The organism is Paracidobacterium acidisoli, from assembly GCF_003428625.2.
GTDB classification, from domain to species: Bacteria; Acidobacteriota; Terriglobia; order Terriglobales; family Acidobacteriaceae; genus Paracidobacterium; species Paracidobacterium acidisoli.
On record NZ_QVQT02000003.1, the window covers coordinates 634,957 to 658,932 of the forward strand.

The window sequence follows — 23,976 nt, forward strand, 5'->3', positions numbered from 1 at the left end:
GTGCAGGCGTCTACAGTACGATAGAGCTGTACCCTCCCCTCGGGCATTTTTCCGCATATGCTGGTTTTCGCAAAAGCCCGTCTGCTTGCGGCGCCGCTCGTTCTTGCGATGGCGGGGTGCGGCACTATGAGCTTCGCTCCGCAGGCGAATGACGGAGCCTTTTCGATCAGCGCTTCCGCGACTTCGGTCAATACAAACGGACAGATAGCCTTCCACGCGACACTGCCGTCGGGTGAGCCGGCCGCAGTGAAGTGGGCGGTCACGGGCGGACAGAATTCAGCGGTACTGGGCGAGGGAAAGATTGACGCCAGCGGCATCTACACGCCGCCCAATGCGCTTTCACTCGATGAGGCTGCGGTGCAGGTCCGCGCGGTTCTTGCCGGCAATCCGGCGAGCAGCGCGGTAGAGACCGTGATGGTCCATCCGGGGTTTGTGCAGCCGCTTCTGCCGCAGAATGCGGCGCTGACGCCGGGATCGGCACTGGAAGTGACGGGGCAGATTGCCGAAGTGAGCGGAGGCAGGGTGGAGTGGTCGCTCTCGACTTCGGGCGCGGGCGGCGGCGAGGAGAATCCGCTGCTGGGCACGCTGAGCGGGGAGACATGCCAGCGCAATGCGCAGCGCTATACGACCTGCAGGGTCACGTATCTGGCTCCGGTTGCGGTTCAGGCGGGGGCGGTGTATCTGATCGCCTCGGTCAACGGGAGCCCGGCGACGGCTCCGCTGAAGATTCTGCTCGATGACAAGGGCGTGAACAGCAGCCCGTCGGCAAACCAGGCGATCCAGACGGGCGCGATTGCGCTGGGCAGCTCGGGAAGCAACGACAACGACTACGACACGTGGCAGGATCGCAACGGCGATCCGTATATCGCGGACTGCTGCGGAGGGACTCTGGGCGCGCTGGTCGCGGATGCGCAGGGAAATCAGTACATCCTGAGCAACAATCATGTGCTGGCGGAGTCGGATCAGGCGAAGGCGGGCGATCCGATCGATCAGCCGGGGCTGATCGATGGAGCATGCGTGCCGCTGAGCGCGGCGGGTGCGACGGTGCATCCGGTGGGCACGCTGAAGTTCTATGTGCCGCTGGCTTCGACGCAGACGAATGTGGACGCGGCGGTGGCCTCGGTGGCTCCGGGAGCGGTGGACCCGGCGGGAAGCATTCTGCAGCTGGGAGGACCGGGGGCGGACGAAGCGCTGACGGCTGCGCCTCCGATGGCGGGGCATGGCGAAGCGCTGACGGCGGCGAACCTGAACACTCTGCAGGTGGCGAAGAGCGGACGGACGACAGGGCTGACGTGCTCGACGGTGGACAGCGTAGACCTGACGGTGAAGGTCGATTACTACAGAGACTGCGCGGAGACCGAGCCCTATTACACGAAGACGTACGTGAACCAGATCGGGATCGCCGGAGATCACTTTACCGACAGCGGCGATTCGGGCGCGCTGGTGCTCGATGCCGCGAACGCGCAGCCGGTGGGGCTGTACTTTGCCGGAGGATCGGACGGAAAGGGCAACGGGATCAGCATTGCGAATCCGATCGGCGATGTTCTGGATGAGCTGAGCAGCCGGGGCGGCAGCGCGTTCAGCGTTGTGGGCACAACGGCGGCTCATGAGGTTGCCTGCCTGAAGTACGACACGGCGGCGGGAGAGACGGCGGGCCCGGAGGTTTCCGACGGCGCGCGGGAGCGGGCGCAATTTGTGGCGGAGACGCTGGCGGCGCCGCTGGTGAATAACGAAAAGGGAATTCTGGCGACGGCCACGGGCAAAAGCCTCGATGCGCCGGGCGAGGGCGCGGTGATTGTGTATGTGGACGCGGCGAAGCTGAAGACCGCGGAGCCGCAGACGGCGATTCCGGAGACGGTCGGCGGCATACGGACGCAGGTGATTGCGACCGATGCTCTTTCCCTGGCGCGCGGCGTGGAGCCGGCGGCGCCGGCGGTCGAGGCCGGGATTCATCTGACGGCGGCTGCGCTGACGCATGCGGGTGTGGTGGAGCGGCAGTACGCTTCGGCGCTGATGAGCGATCCGGCGATCTTCGGGGTGGGCGTGACGCAGAGCGAGGATGACGCGTCACAGGCGGCGCTGCTGGTGCTGGCGGATGTGAATCAGAGCCCGAGGGTGATGCCGGCGACCCTGGGCGGGCTCAGAGTGCGGTACATGCGACTGCACCGCTTTCATGTGACGCGGTCGAAGTATGCGGAACCGAATGCGGTTTCGAGCTGCGCGCTGAAGGGGCTGGAGGCGACGCGGCAGAGCCGGGCGGAGCGGAGCGCGTCAGAGTGGCGTGTTCCCGCTGAGCTCGGCCACTGAGCCGGGCTCGGAGCTGATCTCCGCTTCCTGATCGGGCCTCTCTTCTTCCGGATTCGAGGGGAAAAAGACGGAAAAGACCGTTCCCTGGCTGATGCCGGGCTGGATTCTGTCGGCCTGCTCGCGGGTGCGGCTGCGCAGGGTGACGATGGCCTGATGCTTGCGGATAATCTCGGCGCTGACCCAGAGGCCGAGTCCGGTACCGGTAACATCTTTGGTGGTGTAGAAGGGCTCGAAGATGCGGCGGCGCGCCTCGGGCGGGATGCCGCAGCCGGTATCGCCCACGGAGATGCGGACACCGGTGAGGCCGCCGTCCTTTGGCGAGTGGGTCCTGCGGACGCGCAGGCGCAGCGTGCCTCCGGAGGGGCTCATGGCATCGAGCGCGTTCCCGATGAGGTTGGCCAGGAGCTGGCGCATCTCTCCGGCGAAGCAGAAGAGATGGACGTCCTTGTCATACTCGCGCTCGACGCGCACGTGCAGCGTATTGACGCGGCCCTGATGGAGCCAGAGAACGGAATCGAGCAGCTCGCAGAGGTTGGCCATGGTGGGCAGAGTGGACTGGCGGTAAAACCGCAGCGTCTGCTGGGTGATCTCGGAGACGCGGGCGACTTCATGCTGGGCGAGATCGGCGAAGCGCGAGGTTTCGGCATCGAGGGGGCTCTGGCGGATGAGGAAGAGCAGATTGGTCACGGCCTCAAGCGGATTATTGATTTCGTGAGCGATGGAGGCGGCGAGCCGGCCGGCGGCGGCGAGCTTCTCGGTTTTGCGCAGCGCGTCTTCGGCGCGGCGGCGCTCGGTGGTGTCGACGATGATGGCGCCTACCCAGCGGACGGTCTGAGCGTCGGTGCGCACCGGATAGACATTGACCAGCCAGTTGCGGGTGAGGCCGGGCTGCGAGGGCAGCTCGCCGTTGAGCTCGAGATCCTGAACCGGCTCGCCGGTGCGGAAGACCTCTTCGATGGCACGCTCGAGGCGAAGGGCCGCGGGACGGGTAAAGACCTCGTGGACGGTGCGGCCGAGGTGGCGCGCAACGGGCACATCGTTCATGCGTGCGAGAAACTGGTTGACGCGCACGAAGCGGCATTTGCGATCGAAGAAGGCAAAGCCGGTGGGCGCGTTGGCGAGCATGGAGTCGAGCAGGGCGAGAGTTTCGGTGAGGCCGGCGCGCTGCTCCTGCATGGAGGCGACCATCAGGTTGAAGGCCACGGTCAGATCCGCCGATTCCGTTGCCGAGGTGACGGGAAGCGGAAAGGACGAGATATCTTCGGGATCGCGGATGAGCTGACGGGTGGCCTTCATCAGCACGCCGAGCGGGCGGGCGATGGTTCGCGCCATGACGCTGGCGAGAATGGTGCAGCCGAGCAGGCCGACGAGGGCGGAGATGAGGGTCACCTTCATCAGCGAGCGGAGCTGGACGCGGTCGTTGGCATCGTCGGGGTAAATCCAGACGAAGCCCTTCAGCTCCCCGTGAATGCGCACCGGGGCAACGGCCTCATGCGTGCCGGGAGCGGACCAGAAGACGACCGGACCGTGCAGGTCGCGCAGGTAGCTCATCTCCTGCCCGGTGAGGTTGAGCTTGTTTTCCATGCCTGGCTCGCTGCTCAGCAGGGTCACGCCGAAGGCGTTGGTGATCTGAACGGAGCGGATGCTGGGCGCGTCCTGCATGGCGTGGAGGACGGGGACGAGCAGATCGAAGTGACCGGCCTCAAAGTCGGTGCCGGCCTGCACGGCGAGGATGGAGGCCTGGTATTCGAGGCGATGGTCCATGCGCTCCTGCACGATCTGGCGTTCCTCGCGCACCATGAGCACGCCGAAGACCAGAAGGGCCAGCAGCTCGAAAAAGATCAGGCCGGCCATCAACTGGCCGCGAATCGTGCGTGGTCTCAGCACTGCCATAGCATCAGCGGAAGAAATGATTCCTTCCGAGGGTTCGGAACAGTTCGTTTCAGTCCGCAGAGGACTCAAGCATGGCCGGGGCCGGAAGCTTCTGCTTCAGGTCGTCGGCGATCTGACGGCCATGGAAACGGCCGTTCTCTATAAAAATCTCGTGGGTGCGAAAGCCGGCGATGATGACGCCAGCCAGATAGATTCCGGGGACATTGCTTTCCAGAGTCTGCCGGTCGCAGGCCGGGCAGTGATCCTGGCCCTCGATGCGCACGCCGAGAGACTCAAGAAAATCAAAATCCGGATGATATCCGGTCATGGCAAAGACAGCATCGTTCGGGATTCGCTGCTCTCCCCGAGGTGTGGAAATTGTAACCGCGTCGGGATCGATCCGCGTAACGCGGCTTTCGAAGTGAGCGGTGATTTCGCCGTTTTTGATCCGGTTTTCGATATCGGGAAGTATCCAGTATTTGACGTGGCGGTGCATGGAAGCGCCGCGATGCACGATGGTGACGCGGGCGCCGTGGCGCCAGAGCTCGAGCGCGGCGATGGCGGCGGAGTTCTTGCCGCCGATGATGACGACGTCGAGGTCGAAATACGGATGCGGATCGTTGTAGTAGTGCAGCACCTTGGGCAGATCTTCGCCGGGGATGTCCAGATAGTTGGGCAGATCGTAGTAGCCGGTGGCGACGATGAGCTTGCGGGTGCGCCAGGTGTGCTCGCGCTCGAAGCGGTCGCGGGTAAAGACATGGAAGCCGCCGTCGCTGCCGCTGACTCTTTCAACATTCTGATACTGACGAATGTCGAGGGCATAATGCTCCGCCACTTTGCGGTAATACTCCAGCGCCTCGTTGCGGTTCGGCTTCTGGTTGGGGCTGGGAAAGGGAATGTCGCCGATCTCGAGCAGCTCCGGCGTGGTGAAGAAGGTCATGTGCGACGGGTAGTGAAAAAGTGAGTTGCAGAGGCAGCCCTTGTCGACGAGCGCGACCCGGAAGCCGGCGCGCTGCGCTTCGATGGCACAGGCCATGCCGGTCGGTCCGGCGCCGACGACGAGCACGTCGAAAGTTTCGGAGGCCGCGCCCCCGTTTCGCTCAGCGTCCATGCTTCCAGCTTAGACGATATGCGAAACAGAGCACAGGGCTCAGGACGCAATGCTCAGAATGCAGGGCGGCTCAGGGGCGGCCGGCTTTCTGCAGAACATGCTGTTTCTCCGGCTTCTGATGTGGACTTTCAGGGAGGTGAACTGTACCTTATCGAGGATGAAGCGCCACCGGTTCCAGGGGCGGGCGAAACCCGGACGCAGGGCCGGTCTGCTGGTGCTTCTCAGCCTTGCCCTGTTCGCGGCGCTGGTTTCGATGCCAAACGCCGGTTTGTCGCAGGAGAGCCGCGGATCACCTGCGCCTGTGCCGGCCGCGAGGCCGGCGAACACCGGAATATCGTCTGCCTCCTCTCAGGCCGCTCCGCTGCAGACGGCGCCGAACGCGACTCGCATCTCCTACACCCGGCTCATCGCCGTACTTTGCTCCGGCCTGCTCATCAGCGCAGCCCGCCTGGCGCGCAAATTTCGCCTCTACCGTGGCCTGGGCGTATTCACGAACCCCTATGCGATTCTCTTCCTGATCTTCGGCATCGGTCTGTGCGGCATCCCTGTTACGTCGGAGGGCACCCTGAAGGCGCTGCCCTTCCTGGGATCATTGGGCCCGTGGATCGCCGACCTTTCCGGGATCGCCGTCGCGCTGGTTCTCCCGGCGATTCGCTTTAAGCCGAGGACGCAGCCTGCGGGGGACAACCAGATGCGCGATCTTGCGGGCGGATCGAGCTCCAACCCGATCCTCGCCGTGATTGAAGACGCCATCAGCGAGTGCATTCTCCGGCGCATGCAGAAGGAAGTTGTGGAGGCGTGCCGCCGCTACGACTGGGGCGCGATCCGGCTGGCGGCGGGACGCGCCCTCGAAGAGGAGATGACCATCCGGCCGCTGCCGGATGAAAAGTACAACGCGGTGCGCCAGTCGATCGAGAACTTTCAGCCCGACCCCGATCCGCACGCCGACTCCGAGAAGAAGTACAAAGCTCTTTTCGGCCTTTTGCGCTGGTGCTCCTTTCATCGGCTCCGCAGCAGCCTGGATGCGGCGGCGAGAGAGATCGAGCGATGAAGCTCTCGCAGGTGTTCGGTATCAGCCCGGAGTCTGCGGCGCGGCTTGACTACGCGCAGGTGCGCACGGTTCAGGATCTTGCCGAGGCCGCCGATCTGAAAGAGCTGAGCGAGCGCAGCAATCTTTCGCTCGACCTGCTGGAACAATGGCAGGGGACGGCGCGAACCAAAGTGGCTGCTGCCCGCCGGCGGCGCAGGCCGCTGGCCATTCTCGTCGCGGTCACCGCCATTCTGGTCGTCACAATTGCCGTCCGGTCTTACAGGACCCACAGGCTTAACAAGGCGGTCGTCCACTATAACCGCGGAAACGAGCGATTCGAGAAAAAAGACTACGCCGACGCCATTACCGAATACCGGAAGGCTCTGGCTCTGTATCCCGATTTCGCCAACGCCCACTATAGCCTCGCCGCAGCCCTGAACAACAAAGGCAACTACGACGGCGCTGTCGCTGAGTACCGGAAGACGCTGGCCATGAAGCCCGGTTACTCCGAGGTGCCGGAGCTGTTTCCCGGTTATGGGGAGGTTCAGGCTCACTTCAGTCTCGCCAACGCTCTGAACAACAAAGGCGACTACGACGGCGCTGTCGCTGAGTACCGGAAGGCGCTGGCGCGAGATTCCGATTACGCAGACGCCCACTTCGGCCTCGGCAATGCCCTGAACAATAAAGGCGACTATGACGGCGCTATCGCCGAGTACAGGAAGGCGTTGCTCCTGGATTCCGGCGACAAGAGTGAAATCCACCTCAACCTCGGCAACGCGATGTACAACAAAAACGACTACGACGGAGCTATCGCAGAGTACCGGAAGGTTCTGGCGCTGAAGCCAAAGGATGCCGATGCGCACAGCAACATCTGCAATACCCTGAACCAGAAAGGCGACTACGACGCCGCCATCGTCGAGTGCAGAAAAGCGCTGCTCCTTAACCCCGATCACGCTTATGCCCACAGGAATCTGGGCATCGCCCTGGGTAACAAAAGCGACCACAAAGGGGCTATTTCCGAGTACCGGAAGGCGCTGGAGCTGAATCCCGACGACGCCTACGCACACAACAGCCTTGGCTATGCCCTGTATCAGAAAGGCGACCTTGACGGCGCCATTGCCGAGTATCGAAAGGCGCTGGCTCTGAAGCCCGACTTTGTCATCGCTTATGACAATCTCAGCATCGCTCTGGACGATAAAGGCGACTACGACGGAGGCATTGCCGAGTACAGGAAAGCGCTGAGGCTGAAGCCTGACGACGCCTACGTGCACAACAGCCTCGGCTACGCCCTGTATAAGAAAGGCGATCTCGATGGCGCTGTCGCCGAGTACCGGAAGGCTCTGGCTCTGAAGCCCGACTTCGCCCTGGCTCATGACAATCTCGGCATCGCCCTGAGCGAGAAAAGCGACTACGCCGCCGCCATCGCCGAATACCGGAAGGCTCTGGCTCTCAAACCCGATTACGCCGCCGCCCACAATAACCTCGGCTACGTCCTGTACAGCAGAGACGACGATGACGAGGCTATCGCTGAGTACCGGAAGGCGCTGGCCCTGGATTCCGGCGAGGCTCTTTACCATATCAACCTCGGCGATGCCCTGGGCGACAAAGGCCGCTATGACGAAGCCATTGCCGAATACCGGAAAGTGCTGGCTTTGAAGCCGGACGCCGCCGACGCGCACACCAGTCTCGGCGATGCCCTGGACGGCAAAGGCGATCACGACGGCGCCATGGCCGAGTATCGAAAGGCTCTGGCTCTGAAGCCCGACGACGCCTACGCCCACAAAAACATCGGCTACGTTCTGAATGAGAAAGGCGACCACGACGGCGCTGTCGCCGAATACCGGAAGGCGCTGGCTTTGAAGCCGGACGAGGCCGATGCCTGTATCAACCTTGGCGACGCTCTGTACGACAAAGGCGACCACGAGGGTGCTGTCGCCGAGTACCGGAAGGCGCTGGCCCTGAAGTCAGACGAGCCTGTTTACCACATCAGCCTCGGCGATGCCCTGGACGGCAATGGCGATCACGACGGAGCCATCGCCGAATACCGGAAGGCGCTGACTCTGAAGCCCCGCAAGGCCATCTATCACCTCATTCTCGGCCGGATACTGGGCGATAAGGGCGATTACCGGGAAGCCATCGCCGAGTACCGTAAGGCGCTGGCTCTGGAGTACGGCCTTGACCTGCCCCACTACGGCATCGGTCTGGCGCTGGCAGGCATGGGCAGAAGGCAGGAAGCTGCGCGGGAATTTCAGAAGGCGAACCGCCTCGATCCCGGTTTGAAGCCGCAGCCGCCGAAATAAAACAGATGCAGAAGGGCTCTGCCCGCTCAGGCTGTCATTCGGGGACCGGTTCTTCCGCGTCAGGCGGGTTTGGTCGCTCAGAAGCCGGCTTGTATTTACTATGGAGCAGAGAGACGATTCATGGCGACGATTCGGCAGGAAGACCTTATTCAGAGCGTGGCGGACGCTCTGCAGTACATCAGCTACTACCATCCGGTGGATTACATTACCAGCCTGGCGAAGGCGTATGAGCGCGAAGAGTCGCCTGCGGCGAAGGATGCGATCGCGCAGATTCTGATCAACTCGCGCATGTGCGCGGAAGGGCACAGGCCGATCTGCCAGGATACGGGGATCGTGTCGGTATTTCTGAAGATCGGCATGGACGTGCGCTGGGACGCGGAGATGACGGTCGAGGAGATGGTGAACGAGGGCGTGCGGCGGGCCTATCTCGACCCGGACAACAAGCTGCGGGCATCGGTGCTGGCCGATCCGGCGGGGGCGCGGAAGAACACAAAGGACAATACGCCGGCGGTGGTGAGCATCGAGCTGGTGCGCGGCGGCGAGGTTGAGGTCACGGTCGCGGCGAAGGGCGGCGGGTCGGAGGCGAAGTCGAAGTTCGTCATGCTGAATCCGTCGGACTCGATCGTGGAGTGGGTGCTGAAGACGGTGCCGACGATGGGCGCGGGATGGTGCCCGCCCGGGATGCTGGGCATCGGTATTGGCGGCACGGCCGAGAAGGCGATGCTGCTGGCCAAAGAGTCTTTAATGGACCCGATCGATATCCAGGATCTGATGGCGCGCGGGCCGCAGAACAGGGCGGAAGAGCTGCGCCTCGAGCTGTATCAGAAGGTGAATGAGCTGGGCATTGGCGCGCAGGGGCTGGGCGGTCTGACGACGGTGCTGGACGTGAAGGTGCGCGATTATCCGACGCATGCGGCGAATCTGCCGGTGGCGATGATTCCCAACTGCGCGGCGACGCGGCATGCGCACTTTGTGCTGGACGGATCGGGCGTGGCGGAGCTCGAGCCACCGTCGCTCGAAGACTGGCCGAAGCTGACCTATGACGTTTCGACGGCGCGGAGAGTGGATCTGGACACGGTGACGCGCGAGGACGTAGCGAGCTGGAAGCCGGGCGAGGTGCTGCTGCTGAACGGCAAACTGCTGACCGGGCGCGATGCGGCGCATAAGCGGATGACCGACATGCTCAGCCGCGGCGAAAAACTTCCCGTGGATTTCACGAATCGCTTTATCTACTACGTCGGGCCGGTCGATCCGGTGCGCGAAGAGGTAGTGGGCCCGGCGGGTCCGACGACGGCGACGCGCATGGACAAGTTCACGCGGCAGATGCTGGAGCAGACGGGCCTGCTGGGAATGGTCGGCAAGGCGGAGCGCGGTCCGGCGGCGATCGAGGCGATTCGCGACAACAGGGCCGTGTATCTGATGGCGGTGGGCGGCGCGGCGTATCTGGTGTCGAAGGCGATTCGCGGCTCGAAGGTGCTGGCGTTTGAAGACCTGGGCATGGAAGCGATCTACGAGTTCGAGGTGAAGGACATGCCGGTGACGGTCGCGGTGGATGCGAACGGCACGTCGGTTCACCAGACCGGTCCGAAGGAGTGGCAGGCGAAGATTCAGAGCCGCATTGCGGGCGTGCCGATTCTGGCCTGAAGGCGGGAAGGCCGCCCGCGGCCTGTTCGCCGGCCCGACCTATTCGCTGGTTGTGGGATCGATGACGGTGCGAATGCGCGAGATACGATTGGCGGGAAAGCCGCCTCGCTGCGCGTGTTCGCGGATGGCGTCTTCGCCGGGCGCGATGTAGATGCAGTAGACCTTGTCGCCGGTCACGTAGCTCTGCACCCACTGAATCTGCGGGCCCATCTCCCGCAGCACGCCGCAGGACTTCTGCGATATGGCCTGCAGCTGTTCCGGCAGCAGATCTCCGGCTCCGGGAATCTCACGCTCGATGATGAATTTCGGCATGCTTTCACCCCCTGCTTTTCAGCAGGAGGTGATGATGCTACCGATGCTGCCGTAAATCAACTGCGATCTGCCGGAGCGGCTCAGTGAGAGCTGTGCAGATGATGGCGCTCATCGCTGTGCGCCGAAGCGGTTTCGGCGGCCGGCTGGGGTGAGTCGGTCTTTTTGCCGAGCTCGCGGGCCACGGTCCCGTTCTTCAGCATCTCCGCCGCCTGCCGGAGCGAAAGAGAAGAGGGCGTGCGCACATAGTCGCTGGTCTCTTCGTCTTCCTGATCGCCAATGCTCTTGAAGATCAGCGCATGACCCTGGATGTGGACGTGGGTCTGGGTGATCTGCCACTGGCCGGGCTGGACCTCCTGCCGGAGGATGTGGAAGGTGCCGCCTTTATCCAGCTTGCCGAGCAGCCCCCATCCGAATTCGACGGGCTGCGTCAGCGTTCCTTTCAGCTCCTTCAGGCGCATCTGCTTTTCGTCGACGACCAGGGTTCCGGACATGGTGGCGAGGACACGGGAGTTCATGCTGGGCGGGCTGAAGTCGGGATTGGGCGTGTAGCTGAGGCGAATCTCGCCGTCGCTGCGGCCGGTCTCTTTCCAGAGGAAGGCCTTGGGCAGCATCTCCATCATGGAGCGGGCCTGCTGATCGTCGTGCTGGGCGTTTTTTTGCTGCTTCTGCCGCAGATCGGGGTCTTTGACCATCTGATCGATCTTCTGAAGATCCTGCTGCTTCTCATCGGGACTGAGGTCGTGGCCGTCTGCTTTGATCGTCTCCGAGAGATTGCCGGCGGGGGTTTCGACGACCAGCCTCACGGTGGATTTGCCGGGAACCTGTTTGGCGTCGCGATACATCCAGGAGATGTGGTTGTTGGAATCGGCGGTCAGCTCGTTATTCACGACCTCCTGCACGATCTGTACCGGAGGCATCTGGCAGAAGGCGGGGCGCGCCGCGGCGGCGATCAGGGCGAGTACGGGAAAAGCCAGGAAGAGCCGGAAGGCGGCGGGCCGAACAGGTTTCGAGTACCGGGTATTGCCCGCAGAAATTATGGATCGAGAGAGCCCTTGCAGGACAATCATCAACGGGATCGTACCTCTAGACTGCATCTTACCCAACCCTGGAGAGCTGGTGGTGCAGGGAACAATAAATCAGATGCCGGACGGGATGAAAGCCGTTTCCGCAGACAGAAGCGGTTTTCTCCCCGTCTGTACGACAAAGACCGCGGATCGAAGAATGCGCGCAATCACTCATGCCGTGAACGCAAGGTCCACGACAGGCTCTTCTTCGCTCAGCGGCATGGCTCTCGGCAGAATTTCCACTTCACCTCCGGGCAGGAAGTGAAAGTCATAGCGCAGAAAGCACTCTCCACAGAGCCAGAAGTGTTCGATCTGCAGAACGCTGTGCGCCTGGCGGGTCACTCTGACCACTCTGCCATTGCGCAGATAGAGCAGTTTCTGGCGGCAAGCCGGATTTATGCATTCGGAAACCACGTTCCCCTCCAGCGAATAGGAGGGGAAAAGCAGGGCGATGGTTGCCCTCAAAGACGCAGGAGTGTGCAGTAAGGCAATTGCAATTGTGCAATTCGGCGCACGGAGGAAAACGTGTCTGCAGCGAGCAGAAAATGTGCGGGATGGAAAAGACGGAGGTGACAGGACGGCCGGGAGTATGAAATAGAATGCGTTTACAGTTTCGAGCGTTTTGTTCCCGCGCCGAAGTCGGGCGAAACCCCATGATCCGGAGTAAATGCTTGTATTGCCGCAACCGCGCACCCGCTGTTTTTGTCTTCGCTGCCGCTTTTCTTCTGCCGTTATCTCATGCTCAGGGGACGCATCCCTGGACGGTGCAGGAGATTTACGGACATGAAGGAAGCCTGACGGGCGATCCTCCGGAGGGGATCAGCTGGTCGCCGGATGGCAGGGTCGCCACGTATCTGGCCGACAGCGGAGACGTGATGGAGGTGTTTCCGGGAGACGGCAAGCCGAAAAAGATGATTCCCTACGAAAAGATCAGCGGGCTGCTGTCGGCCAATGTGAGCGAGCGGGACCGCGATCACCGGAACCGCTACGACGAGCCGGATTACATCTGGGCGCCGGATTCCCAGCATCTGCTGTTCGATACCGATGGGGAGCTGTGGGTCTACGAGCTGAAGAGCGGAACCGGCGTGCAGGTGGGCAACAGCGGGATGCAGAGCGGGGACGATCCGAAGTTTTCTCCGAACGGGAAGTACATTTCCTTTTTGCGTAATCACAATCTGTATCTGCAGCGGCCGGACGGCTCGGCGCCGGCGACGGCGCTGACCAAAACCGACGATCCGACGCTGCTGAACGGCGAAGTCGACTGGGTGTATCTGGAAGAGCTGGACGTGCGGAGCAACTACTTCTGGTCGCCCGATTCGAAGCATATCGCCTACCTGCAGATGAATGAGAAGCAGGTTCCGCAGTATCCGATCGAGGACTGGCTGAACGTGCACTCGGCGGTCGATGAGCAGCGGTATCCGCAGCCGGGCGATCCCAACCCCGGGGTGAAGGTGGGGGTGGTGGATGAGAATGGCGGAGCGACGCACTGGCTGAAGATTCCGGAAGATTACGGCAACGACTACATTCCGCGCTTCGGCTGGGTCGATCCGCGGGTGGTGTGGGTGGAGACGCTGAGCCGCGATCACAAGCACCTCAATGTGTGGTTCGCGGACACGAAGACGGGAGAGGTAAAGCTGGTTCTGGCGCAGACCGAGCCGGAGTACTTTACCGAAACCTACGATCTGCACTTTCTGGACAACGATCAGTTCCTGATCGTGAGCTGGCGCGATGGCTACCGGCATATCTACCGGTACGCCTATAACCCGTCGAATCCGCTGGATGCCGAGGCCAGGCCGCTGAATCAGGTGGAGAGCGGCGATTATGAAGTGACGGATATCAAGGCGATCGACCTGGGAACGAGCACGGTGTACTACCTGGCGGAGGGCGGCAATCCGCTGGATGTGCAGATCTGGGCGGTGCATCTGGACGGCAGCGGAAAGCGGCAGGTCTCCCGGACGCCGGGCGTGCACGATCCGGATTTTCCGGAGAACGGGAAGGCCTATATCGACACGTACTCCGACCGCATGACGCCGCCCACGGTCGCTTCGTGCGCGCCGGACGGCACCTGTCAGCCGTTCTGGCAATCGACACCGGTCAGGGGGCACACGCTGCGCGCTCCGGTGGACCTGACGCTGACGGCGGCGGATGGAAAGACGGAACTTTACGGGGCGATCCTGCTGCCGGACAGCCGGACGGCAGTGAAGAGCGTGCCGCTGCTTGTGAATCCTTATGGCGGGCCGGGCGTGGGCGAGATGACGAACCGGTGGCGCGGCAAGGGATTTTTCTTTGACCAGCTGCTGGCCGAGCACGGGTTTGCGGTGCTGCATGTGGACAACCGCGGCATGGCGGGGCGCGGGCGCGCGTTCGAACAGGCGTGTTATCACAATTTCGGACCACCGCAGCTTGCCGATCAGTTATCCGCAATAGATCAGGTGCTGGCGAAGTATCCGCAGCTTGACCCCGAGCGGATGGGGTGGTGGGGCTGGAGCTGGGGCGGCAGCTTTACGCTGTACGCGATGTCGCATTCGGACCGCTTTCAGGCCGGGGTCTCGGGCGCTCCGGTGACGGACTTCCGCAACTACGACTCGATTTATACGGAGCGGTATCTGGGGCTGCCGGCGGAAGACAAGGAGAACTACGACCGCGATTCGGACCTGAACAGCGCGGACGATCTGAAGGGGCATCTGCTGATTCTGCACGGCACGGGCGACGACAACGTGCATCTGGAAAATACGGTGCAATATATCGAGAGGCTGATTCAGGCCGGGATTCCGTACGACTACAACATCTTTCCGCGCAAGACGCACTCTGTTGCCGGGGCGAAGGATCAGACGGAGCTGTTCAGCAAAATTCTGGAGCATTTCGAGCGCTATTTCGCGCAGGCTCCGGCAAACAGGGGAACAGGAGCGCAGGGGCAGTGAGTCATCCGGCAGAGAGAGCGGATACGGGCGAGCTGGTGCGGGGACGCACGACGCTGGGTGAGTTTGAGCTGACGGTTCTGAGCGACGGCAGCTATTTTCTCGACGGCGGAGCGATGTTCGGCGTGGTGCCGAAGCCGATGTGGGAAAAGCGCGCCCCCGCGGATGCGCTGAACCGGATTCTGCTGGGGCTGAATACGGTGGTGGTGCGGACGGGAAAGCACACGGTAGCGATCGAGACCGGTATCGGCAACAAGCTGAGCGAAAAGCTGCGCGCCATTCACGAAGCGAAGGAGCAGCTGCCGCAGGCATTTGCCGCTGCGGGGATTCGGCCGGAGGAGGTGGATGTGGTGATCAACTCGCATCTGCACTTCGACCACTGCGGATGGAACACGACGAAGCTGCCGGACGGGAGAGTGATTCCGACGTTTCCGAATGCGCGGTACTTTGCACATCGCGGCGAGGTGGAACACGGGCATCTGCAGATGGAGCGGGACGCGGTGAGCTACATCAGCGACAACTACGATCCGCTGATAAAGAGCGGGCAGATGACGCTGCTGGACACGAAGCCGGGCGAGGTGACGGAGATCGTGCCGGGGATTTCGGTCGAGGGGTATCCGGGGCATACATCGCAGCTGCTGGCGGTGCATCTCGATTCAGGCGGGAAGCGGGCGTGCTACATCTCGGATCTGATTCCGACGAGCGCACATCTCGATATCACATGGGTGATGGGGTATGACCTCGATCCGCTGACCTGCATTGAGCAGCGTAAACGCTTTTACCGGCGAGCGATTCCGGAGGAGTGGCTGGTGCTGTTTACACACGATCACCGCACACCATTCGGCTATGTTGAGATGAACGAAAAAGGCAAGCCGGTGATGAAGCGGCAGGTCTGAACGTTTGTCGCTCTACAAACTCTCTGAGGTTCCATGCCACTCGATGCAAAGGTGAGATCGATTCTCGATGCGCAGGCCGCAAAGCATGCGCGGCCATTAACCCGGATCACTCCAGAGGAGGCACGCGGCAGAGTGGAGGAGATTGTCGCCGCGGTGCGGCTGACGGATCTGCCGCAGGTGCGTGTCGCGGATATCAACATTCCGGGGCCGGGCGGAGCCATTCCGGCGCGTGTGTACCGGCCTGAGAAGCAGGGCGTTTTCCCGGCGGTGGTGCACTTTCACGGCGGCGGATGGGTGATGGGGACGCTCGATTCTCACGATCCCTTTTGCCGTTATCTCTGCGGAGCTGCCGATGCTGTAGTGGTGTCGGTCGATTATCGGCTGGCGCCGGAGCACAGATTTCCCGCGGCCGTGGAGGACAGCGAAGCGGCGGTGCTTTATGTACTGGATCATGCAGCGGAGTTTTCCGCAGACCCGCATGCGGTGCTGGTGAGCGGCGACAGCGCCGGAGGCAATCTGGCGGCGGTGGTGGCGCTGCGTCTGCGGGGCAGGAAGAAGCTGCGCGGGCAGATTCTGCTGTTTCCGATCACCGATCATTACAGCTCCGCATACCCGTCATACGAGGAGAATGCGAAGGGGTACGGGCTGGAGCGGGATGGCATGATCTGGTTCTGGAATCATTACCTGCCGCATCCGCAGGAGATCCATCATCCGGATGCGTCGCCGCTGCGTGCGGCCGATCTGAGCGGGCTGCCTCCGGCGCTGGTGGTGACCGGCGAGTACGATGTGCTGCGCGATGAGGGCGTGAAGTACGCAGAGCGGCTGAAGGAAGCAGGCGTGCCGGTCACGCATCTTCACTACGACGACATGCATCACAACTTCTGCGTCTGGCCGCTGACGGTGGGCGCGCTGAAGCAGTCGCGGGAGGCCATTGCCGCGATGGCTGAATGGATTCAGGCAGCGGCGCGATAACCGGTTGAACGGCAGCGTGACGGAAGAGGATCAGCGGCCGGCTGTGTCTTCTCCGACTTTGAGCACGGCGAGGAAGGCTTCCTGGGGGATGTCGACTTTGCCGATGCGCTTCATGCGCTTCTTGCCTTCCTTCTGCTTCTCGAGCAGCTTGCGCTTGCGGCTGATGTCGCCGCCGTAGCATTTGGCGATGACGTTTTTGCGCAGCGCGGAGACGGTTTCGCGGGCGATGACCTTGGCGCCGATGGCGGCCTGGATGGCGACCTCGAACTGCTGGCGCGGGATGAGCTCGCGCATCTTCGAGACCAGAGCGCGGCCGCGGTCGTAGGCGAAGTCGCGGTGAACGATGATGGAGAGAGCGTCGACGGGCTCGCCGGAGACGAGGATGTCCATCTTGACCATGGGCGACACCCACATGCCGGAGAGCTGGTAGTCGAGCGAGGCGTAGCCGCGGGAGACGGATTTGAGGCGGTCGTAGAAGTCGAGGACGATCTCGTTCAGCGGCAGCTCGTAGGTGAGCATGACGCGGGTGGCGGAGACGTATTCGAAGTTTTTCTGGCGGCCGCGCTTGTCTTCGACGAGCTTAAGGATGCCGCCGACGTACTCCTCATTGGTGAGGATGGTGGCGGTGATGATGGGCTCTTCGATCTGTTCGACTTCGCTGGGGTCGGGCCAGCGCGAGGGATTCTCGACTTCAATCACAGAGCTGTCGGTCATGGTGATCCGGTAACGGACGCCGGGCGCGGTGGTGATGAGGTCGAGGTTGAACTCGCGCTCGAGGCGCTCCTGGATGATCTCCATGTGCAGCAGGCCGAGGAAGCCGCAGCGGAAGCCGAAGCCGAGGGCGACGGAGCTTTCCGGCTCGAAGAAGAAGGACGAGTCGTTGAGGCGCAGCTTTTCGAGGGCGTCGCGGAGCAGGGTGTGCTCGTGCGAATCGACGGTGTAGATGCCGGCGAAGACCATCGATTTGATGTCTTCAAAGCCGGGCAGCGCTTCGATGGCGGGGCGATTGTCTTCGGTGACGGTGTCGCCGATTTTGGTGTCGGCCACGTTCTTGATGGTGGCGACAAAGAAGCCGACTTCGCCTGCGGAGAGCTCGTCGATCTCGACGGGCTTGGGGGTGAGGACGCCCATGGATTCGACGTCGAAGGCCTTGCCGTTCGACATGAGGCGGATCTTTGCGCCTTTGCGCAGGCGGCCGTTGACGATGCGGGCGAGGACGATGACGCCGCGGTAGGCATCGAACCAGGAGTCGAAGATGAGGGCCTGGAGCGGCGCCTCAGGATCGCCTGCCGGCGGCGGAAGGCGATGCACGATGGCTTCGAGGATATCGGGGACGCCGAGGCCGGTTTTGGCGCTGACGGGAATGGCGTTGGAGGCATCGAGACCGACGGTCTGCTCGACCATCTCTCTGGTGCGCGGAATATCGGCGCTGGGGAGATCGATTTTGTTGATGACGGGGATGATCTCGAGGCCGTGGTTGATGGCGAGGTAGGCGTTGGCCAGGGTCTGCGCCTCGACGCCCTGAGAGGCGTCGACGACCAGCAGCGCGCCTTCACAGGAGGCGAGCGAGCGGGAGACTTCATAGGAGAAGTCGACGTGGCCAGGCGTGTCGATGAGGTTGAGCTGATACGTGGTGCCGTCTTTGGCCGGGTACATCATACGCACGGCATGGGCTTTGATGGTGATGCCGCGCTCGCGCTCAAGGTCCATGGCGTCAAGCACCTGGGCCTGCATCTCACGGGCGGTGAGGGAGCCGGTGAGCTCCAGCAGGCGGTCGCTGAGCGTGGATTTGCCGTGATCGATGTGCGCGATGATCGCAAAATTCCGGATGTACTTGCTGTTCATGAAAAGAGTGCCGGTTCCCGGCGGGTTTCATTGGGAGGATTTCTTTTGAAGCGGGTATCGGCTTTGGGTATACCCGGCGGAGGAAACTCTCCTGAGGCCTCAGTTTATCATCGGCATTGTCGGCATCGCGCCGACCGCAGTCATACAATAAGGCAGGTAATCCTCGCTGGCGCATGGCAGTACATAAGGCTTTTTCCGCCGCAGCTTTTGCGGCTTTGCTGATCCTTCCGGGATACGCTTCGGGACGCGATTCCCATCCCTCGACATCCGGCGCCGCACGGAGCGCACGGGCGTCTGCGCAGCAGACCGCTCCCGCGCAGTCCGCATCCGCATCGCCAGGCATGAGCCGGCAAAAGGCGGAGCAGGACCAGCAGCTCATCGATACGGTCGAGAAGGCGTGGCAGACCGGCATGCAGAACTATCAGCAGGGGCATGCGGCGGCGGCCAAAGCGAACTTCGATTACGCCGTCGACCTGATGCTGACCAGTGGTCTGGATATCCGGAACGATCCGGCGCTGAGCGCGGAGTTCGACCGCATTGTGGATGCGGAGAACACGCAGGAGCTGGATGCGCTGCGGCAGAAGACGAACGCGGCGTCGCAGGCAGCCGAGCCGGCTCCGGTGGATATTGCGAACGACGTCACCTTCCCGGTGGACCCGAACGTCAAGGCGCAGGCGGAGGCGGAGCTGAAGGTCACGCAGTCCGATCTGCCGCTGGTGATGAACGATCCCGTCGCGAGCTTCATCAACTTCTTCACGCACACGACTCTGGGGCACAACACCATCGTCGGCTCGCTGACCCGCGCCGGGCGCTACAAGGAGATGATCCAGCGAGTACTAAAGGAAGAGGGTGTTCCGCAGGACCTGTTCTATCTGGCGGTGGCCGAGTCGGGCTTCCGGCCTCAGGCGGTCAATCCCAGATCGGATGCGGCCGGGATGTGGCAGTTCATGCCATACGGAACATACGGTCTGCGGCGGACGGCCTGGTATGACGAGCGGTTCGATCCGGAGAAGTCGACGCGCGCCTATGCCCGCGAGATCAAGGCCAACTACGAACAGCTCGGCGACTGGTATCTGGCGATGGCGGCCTACGACTGGGGCGCGGGCAATGTGCAGCGCGCGGTGCAGCGCACCGGCTATGCGGACTTCTGGGAGCTGTACCGGCGGAACAATCTGCCGGCAGAGACGAAGAACTACGTGCCGATTATTATCGCGGTCACGATCATGGCCAAGAATCCGAAGCAGTATGGCCTGGATGATCTGGCTCCCGATCCGCCGCTGCTGGACGATACGGTGACCACCGATTATGCGGTGGATCTGCGGCTGGTGTCAGACATTACGGGCGCGCCGCTGCAGGAGATCGAGGCGCTGAATCCGAGCCTGCTGCGCATGTCCACGCCGCCGGATGAGCCGTTCGATCTGCACCTGCCCGCAGGGGCGAAGGCCGGTTTCGAGCAGACCATTGCCGAGATTCCGGAAGACAAGCGGCGCTACTGGCGGTATCACGTGCTGCAGCCGAGCGATACGATCAGCGACATTGCGCGCACCTATCATGTCTCCACTTCAGAGATCGCCTTCGTGAATCAGCTCAGCTCGACGGAGGACCTCTCCGGCGTGGATGCGCTGGTGATTCCGGTAGCGCCTTCGTCGGCTCCTTCTTCGCTGCGGACGGCGCGTTACAAGGTACGGCACGGCGATACGGTGGTGACGGTGGCCGACCGCTTCGGAGTCACGGTGGAGCAGCTGCGCCGCTGGAATCATCTGAAGGGCTCGGAGCTGGCGGTGGGGCGGAGTCTGTATGTCTCCGAGCCGGCGCGGATCACGGGCTCTTCCCGCGGGCGGCATGGGCGCGGCACACGCAGGCATGCTTCCGCGAAGGAAACTGCATCTCACTCGACGGCCGCTTCAGAGCGCGGGCAGAAGCGAAGCGGAGGCCACCCGGCGCGCCGTGTGGACGAGAGCAGGGCACATGCCGTGGCAGGTTCCTCCGCAAAAAAGAAGAAGCATATCTGAAAAGAGCCCGCTAGAATCAGTTGAGGGCTTGCATCCGTTGACGAGCCGTTGCATGCTGTTGCTATAATCCGCGCCGCAGGGCTTGTATGTATCTTTGCTGCGCTGAATCGCAGAGGGGCCACGGTAACGGAAGTCCGGAGGGATGAATCCATGCAGGACGATCGCAGACTTTTCGCAAGCAGTGACGATGAATTCGAGCCGGAATCTTTCGACGATTCCGAAGAGCTGGATAGCGGCTTTGATGAGGACGAGGAAGAAGAGGAAGTCTCTATCTCGGTTTCGTCCGATGATGACGATATAGAAGATGAAGAGACGGAAGGCGTCGTCGTTGCCATCATCGAAGAGCCGATCGAGGACACCGTGGCGGTGCCCGCGGTGAGCAAAGCACCGGCAGGGAAGAAAGCCGCGAAGAAGGCAGCCAAAAAAGCGCCGGCCAAAAAAGCTGCAAAGAAAGCAGTGGAGAAGGCTCCCGCGAAGAAGGCCGCGAAAAAGGTTTCAGCCAAAAAAGCCGCGAAGAAAGCTCCGGCTAAAAAGGCCGTAAAGAAATCCGCTGCGAAGAAAAGCAGTGGCGCTCGAAGTGGCGGACGGGCTGCAAAGAAATCTGCAGCCGGTAAAAAGAGCGTCGTCAGTAAAAACCCAACCAAGAGAGGTCTTACTTTGGCAGTGAAGAAAGCAGCAAAGAAGGCAGCAGTGAAGAAAGCAGTGAAGAAGGCTCCCGCGAAGAAGGCAGCCAAGAAGGCCCCGGCCAAGAAAGCGGCCAAGAAGGCAGCAAAGAAGGCAACGAAGAAGTAGTTCACCGTAGTCTTAAGGCAAGCAAAAGAGCCCGGCACAACGCCGGGCTTTTTTGCGCCTGCAGAAGCTTCTCACTTGCCTGATTTTGCCGCAGATAACATCGCCTCTTCCCCTGACGAGGAAGAGGCGATGTGCGAAATGGGAACCGGCTACGAGGCCTGAATCTGGCGGAGATGGTGCTGCTGATGCGCGATGTAGTCCGTGATGAGGAAGCGGAGGGTTACGGGAGCATCATCGCCAACGCGGCATTCGGCTTCGAGCTTCGCGACAGGAATGCGGTTCACCACGGCGATGAGAAGGTCGTGGTAAGCCTTCCACCAGCCGAGGAGCGTCTCCCAGGAGGCCTCCGCATAGCCGTGCGCATCGACCCATGCCTGCTGGCCGTAATCCGGCCCGGTATATGCACCATCGAGGGAGGCGCGCACAAACCGCTGATGATTGTTGGCCGCGGAGTCGATCATGTGGCCGAGGATCTGTTTGCGCGTCCAGCCACCCTCGCGCCAGGGAGTGTCAGCAAGCGAGTGCGGAGCAGCCTTCAGCGCAGCGTGCAGAGCATTGCACCCCGCGCTGAATTCTTCTCTGACGGAGTTCGACAAGAGCGGATTAGCCCTTCTTCTGGAAGTCCGCCAGCGCCGTCAGAACCTCTTCGCTGTGCACGGAGGGGTTCACCTTCGTCCAGACCTTCACGATTTTGCCATGCGGGTTAATCAGGAAGGTGTTGCGGTTTGCCATGCCGTACACGCCGTTGAGCGATCCGTACTCCGCGACGACCTTTTTGGTGGAGTCGCTGAGCAGGGTGAAGCCGAGGCCGTCCTTGGCGCAGAACTCTTTGTGGCTGTCGACGCTGTCGACGCTGACACCGAGGACGATGGCGTTGTCGGCATGATACTTGTCCATATCGCGCTGGAAGTTGTGCGCCTCGATGGTGCAGCCCTGGGTCATATCCTTGGGATAGAAGTAGAGCACCACCCATTTTCCGCGGTAGGTGTGCAGCGAGACGGGCGTGTTTTCTTCGGAGGGAAGAGTAAAGTTCGGCGCGTTCTGACCGATCTGAGGCATCGAAGCGTCATCGGCGGCGAAGCTGCGCAGGGTAGCGAAACCGAGAACGGCTGCAACGACCACGGCGGCGAGCGTAAGCACTGAGGTTCTGGACATCGTATTTCTCCTTGCTGAATAAGACCTTCAGGGGTGGACAGGGATACTGCGGAAGACAAACATCCGGGCACAGACTCTTGCAGATTATTATCTGTGTTCCATGGCGAACACCGCAATTCCGGCGGCGTCGGCGCGCGAACGAATTGTATCGCTATCAAAAATAAGGGTGCGGCCGGCTTCGATGGCGAGGCAGGTGGCTCCGGCGCGCTGCATGGTCTCGATGGTGCCTATGCCGATGACGGGAACGTCGAAGCGCATGTCCTGCTTCGGACGGGCTACCTTGACCACGGTGAGGCTGCGGGCGAGCGTGGAGGCCTCGCCTTCTTCGGCGAGGGAGCGCATGAGCGCGCCGGCCCGTTCGATGGCGGCGTCGGTGCCTTCCATGGCTTCGACGGCGACGCAGGCCTGGCCGGCGATGACGACGGTCTGCCCGATATCGTATCCGGCGATGGCGAGGGCGACATTGCGCCCATAGGCGATGTCGAGCTGCTCCTGCTCACCGGGAGCGCGGGCGGTGAGGACGCCGGGCTTTGCCAGCAGCGGCTCAAGGTAGGAGGTAGAGGAGATGAGCTCGATGCCTTCGTCGCCGAGGACTTTGGCGACGGCCCCGAGCAGCATGTCGGTATTGCGAGTGCGCAGCGAGAGCAGCAGCTTGGCGAGGCGCCAGTCGGGGCGAATGCTCGAAAAGATCTGTTTGTGGCGGACCTGGCCGGCCATCACGGCCTGCATGACGCCTTCTTTATGAAAGGTCTCGATGAGCCGGGAGAGCTCTCCGAGCGAAAGCCAGTGTACGCGGATGGCGGGATCGGCCTCGGCGCGCTGATCGATCTCAGGATCGGTCTCTTCTTTGATGGCGGCAACGACGACCGTCATGCCGTGGGCGCGCGCGGCGTCGAGCAGCAGGAAAGGGAAGCGCCCGTTACCGGCGATCAGGCCAAGTTTGCCGGATGCTGTGCTCATGATGGCGGTTATTTGAGCACTCCGCGCTCCGACTTCTCGATGAAGTCGACCAGATACGCGACATCTTCAGAGGCGATGCTCTCTTCCTTCAGCTTTTCGAGCGCCTGTGAGGTATTGAGCTTCGACGCGAGCAGCAGGCGGTAGGCTTTCTGGATGGGACGCATGCGCGCGGCATCGAAGCCGCGGCGCTCCATGCCGACCTTGTTCAGGCCGTAGGCGTGGGTCTCGCGCTTTGCGGAGGTCAGGGAAAAGGGAAGAACGTCCTGAGTGACGGTGGTGCCGCCGCCGGTATAGGCGAATCGGCCGATGCGGCAGAACTGATGCACCTGATTGAGCGCGCCGACGGTGGCGTAATCCTCGACCAGAACGTGGCCGGCGAGGGTTGCGGCGTTGGCCAGGATGCAGTGGCTGCCGATGACGCTGTCATGGCCGATGTGGGCATAGGCCATGATGAGACATTGGCTGCCGATGTGCGTGGTGCCGCCGCCTCCGGCTGTGCCGCGGGAGATGGTGACACACTCGCGGATCACGTTGCCATCGCCCATCGCGACGCCGGTGGGCTCGCCTTTGTACTTCAGATCCTGCGGCGAGACGCCGACGCAGGCGAAGGAATAGAAGCGGTTGCGCGCGCCCGCGTGCAGATGGCCATCGAGAACGACGTGCGAGACCAGCTCGCAGTCTTCGCCGAGAACCACGTCGGGGCCAATGGTGCTGTAGGGTCCGACGGAACAGGAGGACGGAACGACTGCCGTGGGGGCGACAATCGCGGTCGGATGGATGCTCACT

Annotated in this window: 19 protein-coding genes; 9 read left to right on the forward strand and 10 right to left on the reverse strand. The window is 62.2% G+C overall.

What is annotated here, in order from left to right; all coding sequences use genetic code 11:
• The first annotated feature begins 57 nt into the window (after positions 1 to 57).
• A complete protein-coding gene (locus D0Y96_RS10355) occupies positions 58 to 2,307 on the forward strand; it encodes a chymotrypsin family serine protease (protein ID WP_117299378.1) in 2,250 nt (749 codons plus the stop codon).
• On the opposite strand, the gene D0Y96_RS10360 is transcribed toward D0Y96_RS10355, so the two are convergent.
• Positions 2,272 to 4,200: an ATP-binding protein gene (locus tag D0Y96_RS10360; RefSeq protein WP_117299380.1), complete on the reverse strand. Its 1,929-nt coding sequence runs from the start codon at positions 4,198 to 4,200 to the stop codon at positions 2,272 to 2,274. The two genes, D0Y96_RS10355 and D0Y96_RS10360, sit on opposite strands and share 36 nt — an antisense overlap.
• Before the next feature lie 49 nt (positions 4,201 to 4,249).
• Positions 4,250 to 5,290 (reverse strand): YpdA family putative bacillithiol disulfide reductase, encoded by a 1,041-nt coding sequence (locus D0Y96_RS10365; protein WP_117299382.1) that lies wholly within the window; start codon positions 5,288 to 5,290, stop codon positions 4,250 to 4,252.
• A 157-nt stretch (positions 5,291 to 5,447) separates the two neighbouring features.
• Between D0Y96_RS10365 and D0Y96_RS10370 the strand changes: the two genes are divergently transcribed.
• The 3 genes from D0Y96_RS10370 (at position 5,448) to D0Y96_RS10380 (ending at position 10,264) form a co-directional block, all read left to right on the forward strand.
• Positions 5,448 to 6,341 (forward strand): hypothetical protein, encoded by an 894-nt coding sequence (locus D0Y96_RS10370; RefSeq protein WP_147325003.1) that lies wholly within the window; start codon positions 5,448 to 5,450, stop codon positions 6,339 to 6,341.
• Entirely contained in the window at positions 6,338 to 8,620 is a 2,283-nt protein-coding gene (locus tag D0Y96_RS10375) for a tetratricopeptide repeat protein (protein ID WP_117299386.1), read from the forward strand. The genes D0Y96_RS10370 and D0Y96_RS10375 overlap by 4 nt, the downstream gene beginning before the upstream one ends.
• Positions 8,621 to 8,740: 120 nt before the next feature.
• Complete coding sequence (locus D0Y96_RS10380) at positions 8,741 to 10,264, forward strand: fumarate hydratase (protein ID WP_117299388.1); 1,524 nt, start codon at positions 8,741 to 8,743, stop codon at positions 10,262 to 10,264.
• Positions 10,265 to 10,303: 39 nt separating this feature from the next.
• Here the strand turns inward: D0Y96_RS10380 and D0Y96_RS10385 are convergent, their stop codons facing one another.
• The 3 genes from D0Y96_RS10385 to D0Y96_RS10395 form a co-directional block, all read right to left on the reverse strand.
• Positions 10,304 to 10,576: a DUF4242 domain-containing protein gene (locus tag D0Y96_RS10385; RefSeq protein WP_117299390.1), complete on the reverse strand. Its 273-nt coding sequence runs from the start codon at positions 10,574 to 10,576 to the stop codon at positions 10,304 to 10,306.
• Positions 10,577 to 10,656: 80 nt separating this feature from the next.
• The gene (locus D0Y96_RS10390; RefSeq protein WP_117299392.1) at positions 10,657 to 11,643 is read right to left on the reverse strand and encodes a hypothetical protein; all 987 of its coding nucleotides are present in this window, start codon (positions 11,641 to 11,643) and stop codon (positions 10,657 to 10,659) included.
• 168 nt (positions 11,644 to 11,811) lie between these two features.
• Positions 11,812 to 12,054 (reverse strand): hypothetical protein, encoded by a 243-nt coding sequence (locus D0Y96_RS10395; RefSeq protein ID WP_117299394.1) that lies wholly within the window; start codon positions 12,052 to 12,054, stop codon positions 11,812 to 11,814.
• A gap of 257 nt (positions 12,055 to 12,311) precedes the next feature.
• On the opposite strand from D0Y96_RS10395, the gene D0Y96_RS10400 reads away from it, so the two are divergent.
• Genes D0Y96_RS10400 through lipP1 form a run of 3 tightly spaced genes read left to right on the forward strand, consistent with a single transcriptional unit; the run spans position 12,312 to position 16,426 of the window.
• A complete protein-coding gene (locus D0Y96_RS10400) occupies positions 12,312 to 14,561 on the forward strand; it encodes an alpha/beta fold hydrolase (RefSeq protein WP_252263643.1) in 2,250 nt (749 codons plus the stop codon).
• Entirely contained in the window at positions 14,558 to 15,454 is an 897-nt protein-coding gene (locus tag D0Y96_RS10405) for an MBL fold metallo-hydrolase (RefSeq protein WP_117299399.1), read from the forward strand. The genes D0Y96_RS10400 and D0Y96_RS10405 overlap by 4 nt, the downstream gene beginning before the upstream one ends.
• Before the next feature lie 33 nt (positions 15,455 to 15,487).
• Positions 15,488 to 16,426, forward strand: a complete 939-nt coding sequence (lipP1, locus tag D0Y96_RS10410) for a LipP1 family hormone-sensitive lipase (RefSeq protein WP_117299402.1) — start codon at positions 15,488 to 15,490, stop codon at positions 16,424 to 16,426.
• Positions 16,427 to 16,456: 30 nt separating this feature from the next.
• Here the strand turns inward: lipP1 and lepA are convergent, their stop codons facing one another.
• Positions 16,457 to 18,271: a translation elongation factor 4 gene (gene lepA, locus D0Y96_RS10415; RefSeq protein ID WP_117299404.1), complete on the reverse strand. Its 1,815-nt coding sequence runs from the start codon at positions 18,269 to 18,271 to the stop codon at positions 16,457 to 16,459.
• A 341-nt stretch (positions 18,272 to 18,612) separates the two neighbouring features.
• Here lepA and D0Y96_RS10420 point away from each other — a divergent pair, with 341 nt between their 5' ends.
• Positions 18,613 to 20,283 carry a lytic transglycosylase domain-containing protein gene (locus D0Y96_RS10420; RefSeq protein ID WP_117299819.1) on the forward strand — a complete coding sequence of 557 codons (1,671 nt, stop codon included), beginning with the start codon at positions 18,613 to 18,615 and terminating at the stop codon, positions 20,281 to 20,283.
• 150 nt (positions 20,284 to 20,433) lie between these two features.
• Positions 20,434 to 21,075, forward strand: coding sequence for a hypothetical protein (locus tag D0Y96_RS10425; RefSeq protein ID WP_199480231.1), 642 nt, complete (start codon positions 20,434 to 20,436; stop codon positions 21,073 to 21,075).
• 149 nt (positions 21,076 to 21,224) lie between these two features.
• Here the strand turns inward: D0Y96_RS10425 and D0Y96_RS10430 are convergent, their stop codons facing one another.
• From D0Y96_RS10430 to lpxA, 4 genes are all read right to left on the reverse strand, one after another.
• On the reverse strand, positions 21,225 to 21,671 hold the full coding sequence (locus D0Y96_RS10430; RefSeq protein ID WP_117299406.1) for a DinB family protein: 447 nt from the start codon (positions 21,669 to 21,671) through the stop codon (positions 21,225 to 21,227).
• Positions 21,672 to 21,678: 7 nt separating this feature from the next.
• Positions 21,679 to 22,230 carry a peroxiredoxin gene (locus D0Y96_RS10435; protein WP_117299408.1) on the reverse strand — a complete coding sequence of 184 codons (552 nt, stop codon included), beginning with the start codon at positions 22,228 to 22,230 and terminating at the stop codon, positions 21,679 to 21,681.
• Positions 22,231 to 22,317: 87 nt separating this feature from the next.
• Complete coding sequence (locus D0Y96_RS10440) at positions 22,318 to 23,190, reverse strand: LpxI family protein (protein ID WP_117299411.1); 873 nt, start codon at positions 23,188 to 23,190, stop codon at positions 22,318 to 22,320.
• Between the two features lie 8 nt (positions 23,191 to 23,198).
• Positions 23,199 to 23,975: an acyl-ACP--UDP-N-acetylglucosamine O-acyltransferase gene (gene lpxA / locus D0Y96_RS10445; RefSeq protein ID WP_117299414.1), complete on the reverse strand. Its 777-nt coding sequence runs from the start codon at positions 23,973 to 23,975 to the stop codon at positions 23,199 to 23,201.
• Position 23,976: the final 1 nt, after the last annotated feature.

Excerpts from the sequence above, each read along its gene's own strand:
- D0Y96_RS10375 (WP_117299386.1), top strand. The coding sequence starts at position 6,338 with ATGAAGCTCTCGCAGGTGTTCGGTATCAGCCCGGAGTCTGCGGCGCGG.
- D0Y96_RS10360 (WP_117299380.1), bottom strand. The coding sequence starts at position 4,200 with ATGGCAGTGCTGAGACCACGCACGATTCGCGGCCAGTTGATGGCCGGC.
- D0Y96_RS10435 (WP_117299408.1), bottom strand. The coding sequence starts at position 22,230 with ATGTCCAGAACCTCAGTGCTTACGCTCGCCGCCGTGGTCGTTGCAGCC.
- lipP1 (WP_117299402.1), top strand. The coding sequence starts at position 15,488 with ATGCCACTCGATGCAAAGGTGAGATCGATTCTCGATGCGCAGGCCGCA.
- D0Y96_RS10365 (WP_117299382.1), bottom strand. The coding sequence starts at position 5,290 with ATGGACGCTGAGCGAAACGGGGGCGCGGCCTCCGAAACTTTCGACGTG.
- D0Y96_RS10370 (WP_147325003.1), top strand. The coding sequence starts at position 5,448 with ATGAAGCGCCACCGGTTCCAGGGGCGGGCGAAACCCGGACGCAGGGCC.
- D0Y96_RS10420 (WP_117299819.1), top strand. The coding sequence starts at position 18,613 with ATGAGCCGGCAAAAGGCGGAGCAGGACCAGCAGCTCATCGATACGGTC.
- D0Y96_RS10390 (WP_117299392.1), bottom strand. The coding sequence starts at position 11,643 with ATGATTGTCCTGCAAGGGCTCTCTCGATCCATAATTTCTGCGGGCAAT.
- D0Y96_RS10440 (WP_117299411.1), bottom strand. The coding sequence starts at position 23,190 with ATGAGCACAGCATCCGGCAAACTTGGCCTGATCGCCGGTAACGGGCGC.
- lepA (WP_117299404.1), bottom strand. The coding sequence starts at position 18,271 with ATGAACAGCAAGTACATCCGGAATTTTGCGATCATCGCGCACATCGAT.
- D0Y96_RS10385 (WP_117299390.1), bottom strand. The coding sequence starts at position 10,576 with ATGCCGAAATTCATCATCGAGCGTGAGATTCCCGGAGCCGGAGATCTG.
- D0Y96_RS10425 (WP_199480231.1), top strand. The coding sequence starts at position 20,434 with ATGCAGGACGATCGCAGACTTTTCGCAAGCAGTGACGATGAATTCGAG.
- D0Y96_RS10380 (WP_117299388.1), top strand. The coding sequence starts at position 8,741 with ATGGCGACGATTCGGCAGGAAGACCTTATTCAGAGCGTGGCGGACGCT.
- D0Y96_RS10355 (WP_117299378.1), top strand. The coding sequence starts at position 58 with ATGCTGGTTTTCGCAAAAGCCCGTCTGCTTGCGGCGCCGCTCGTTCTT.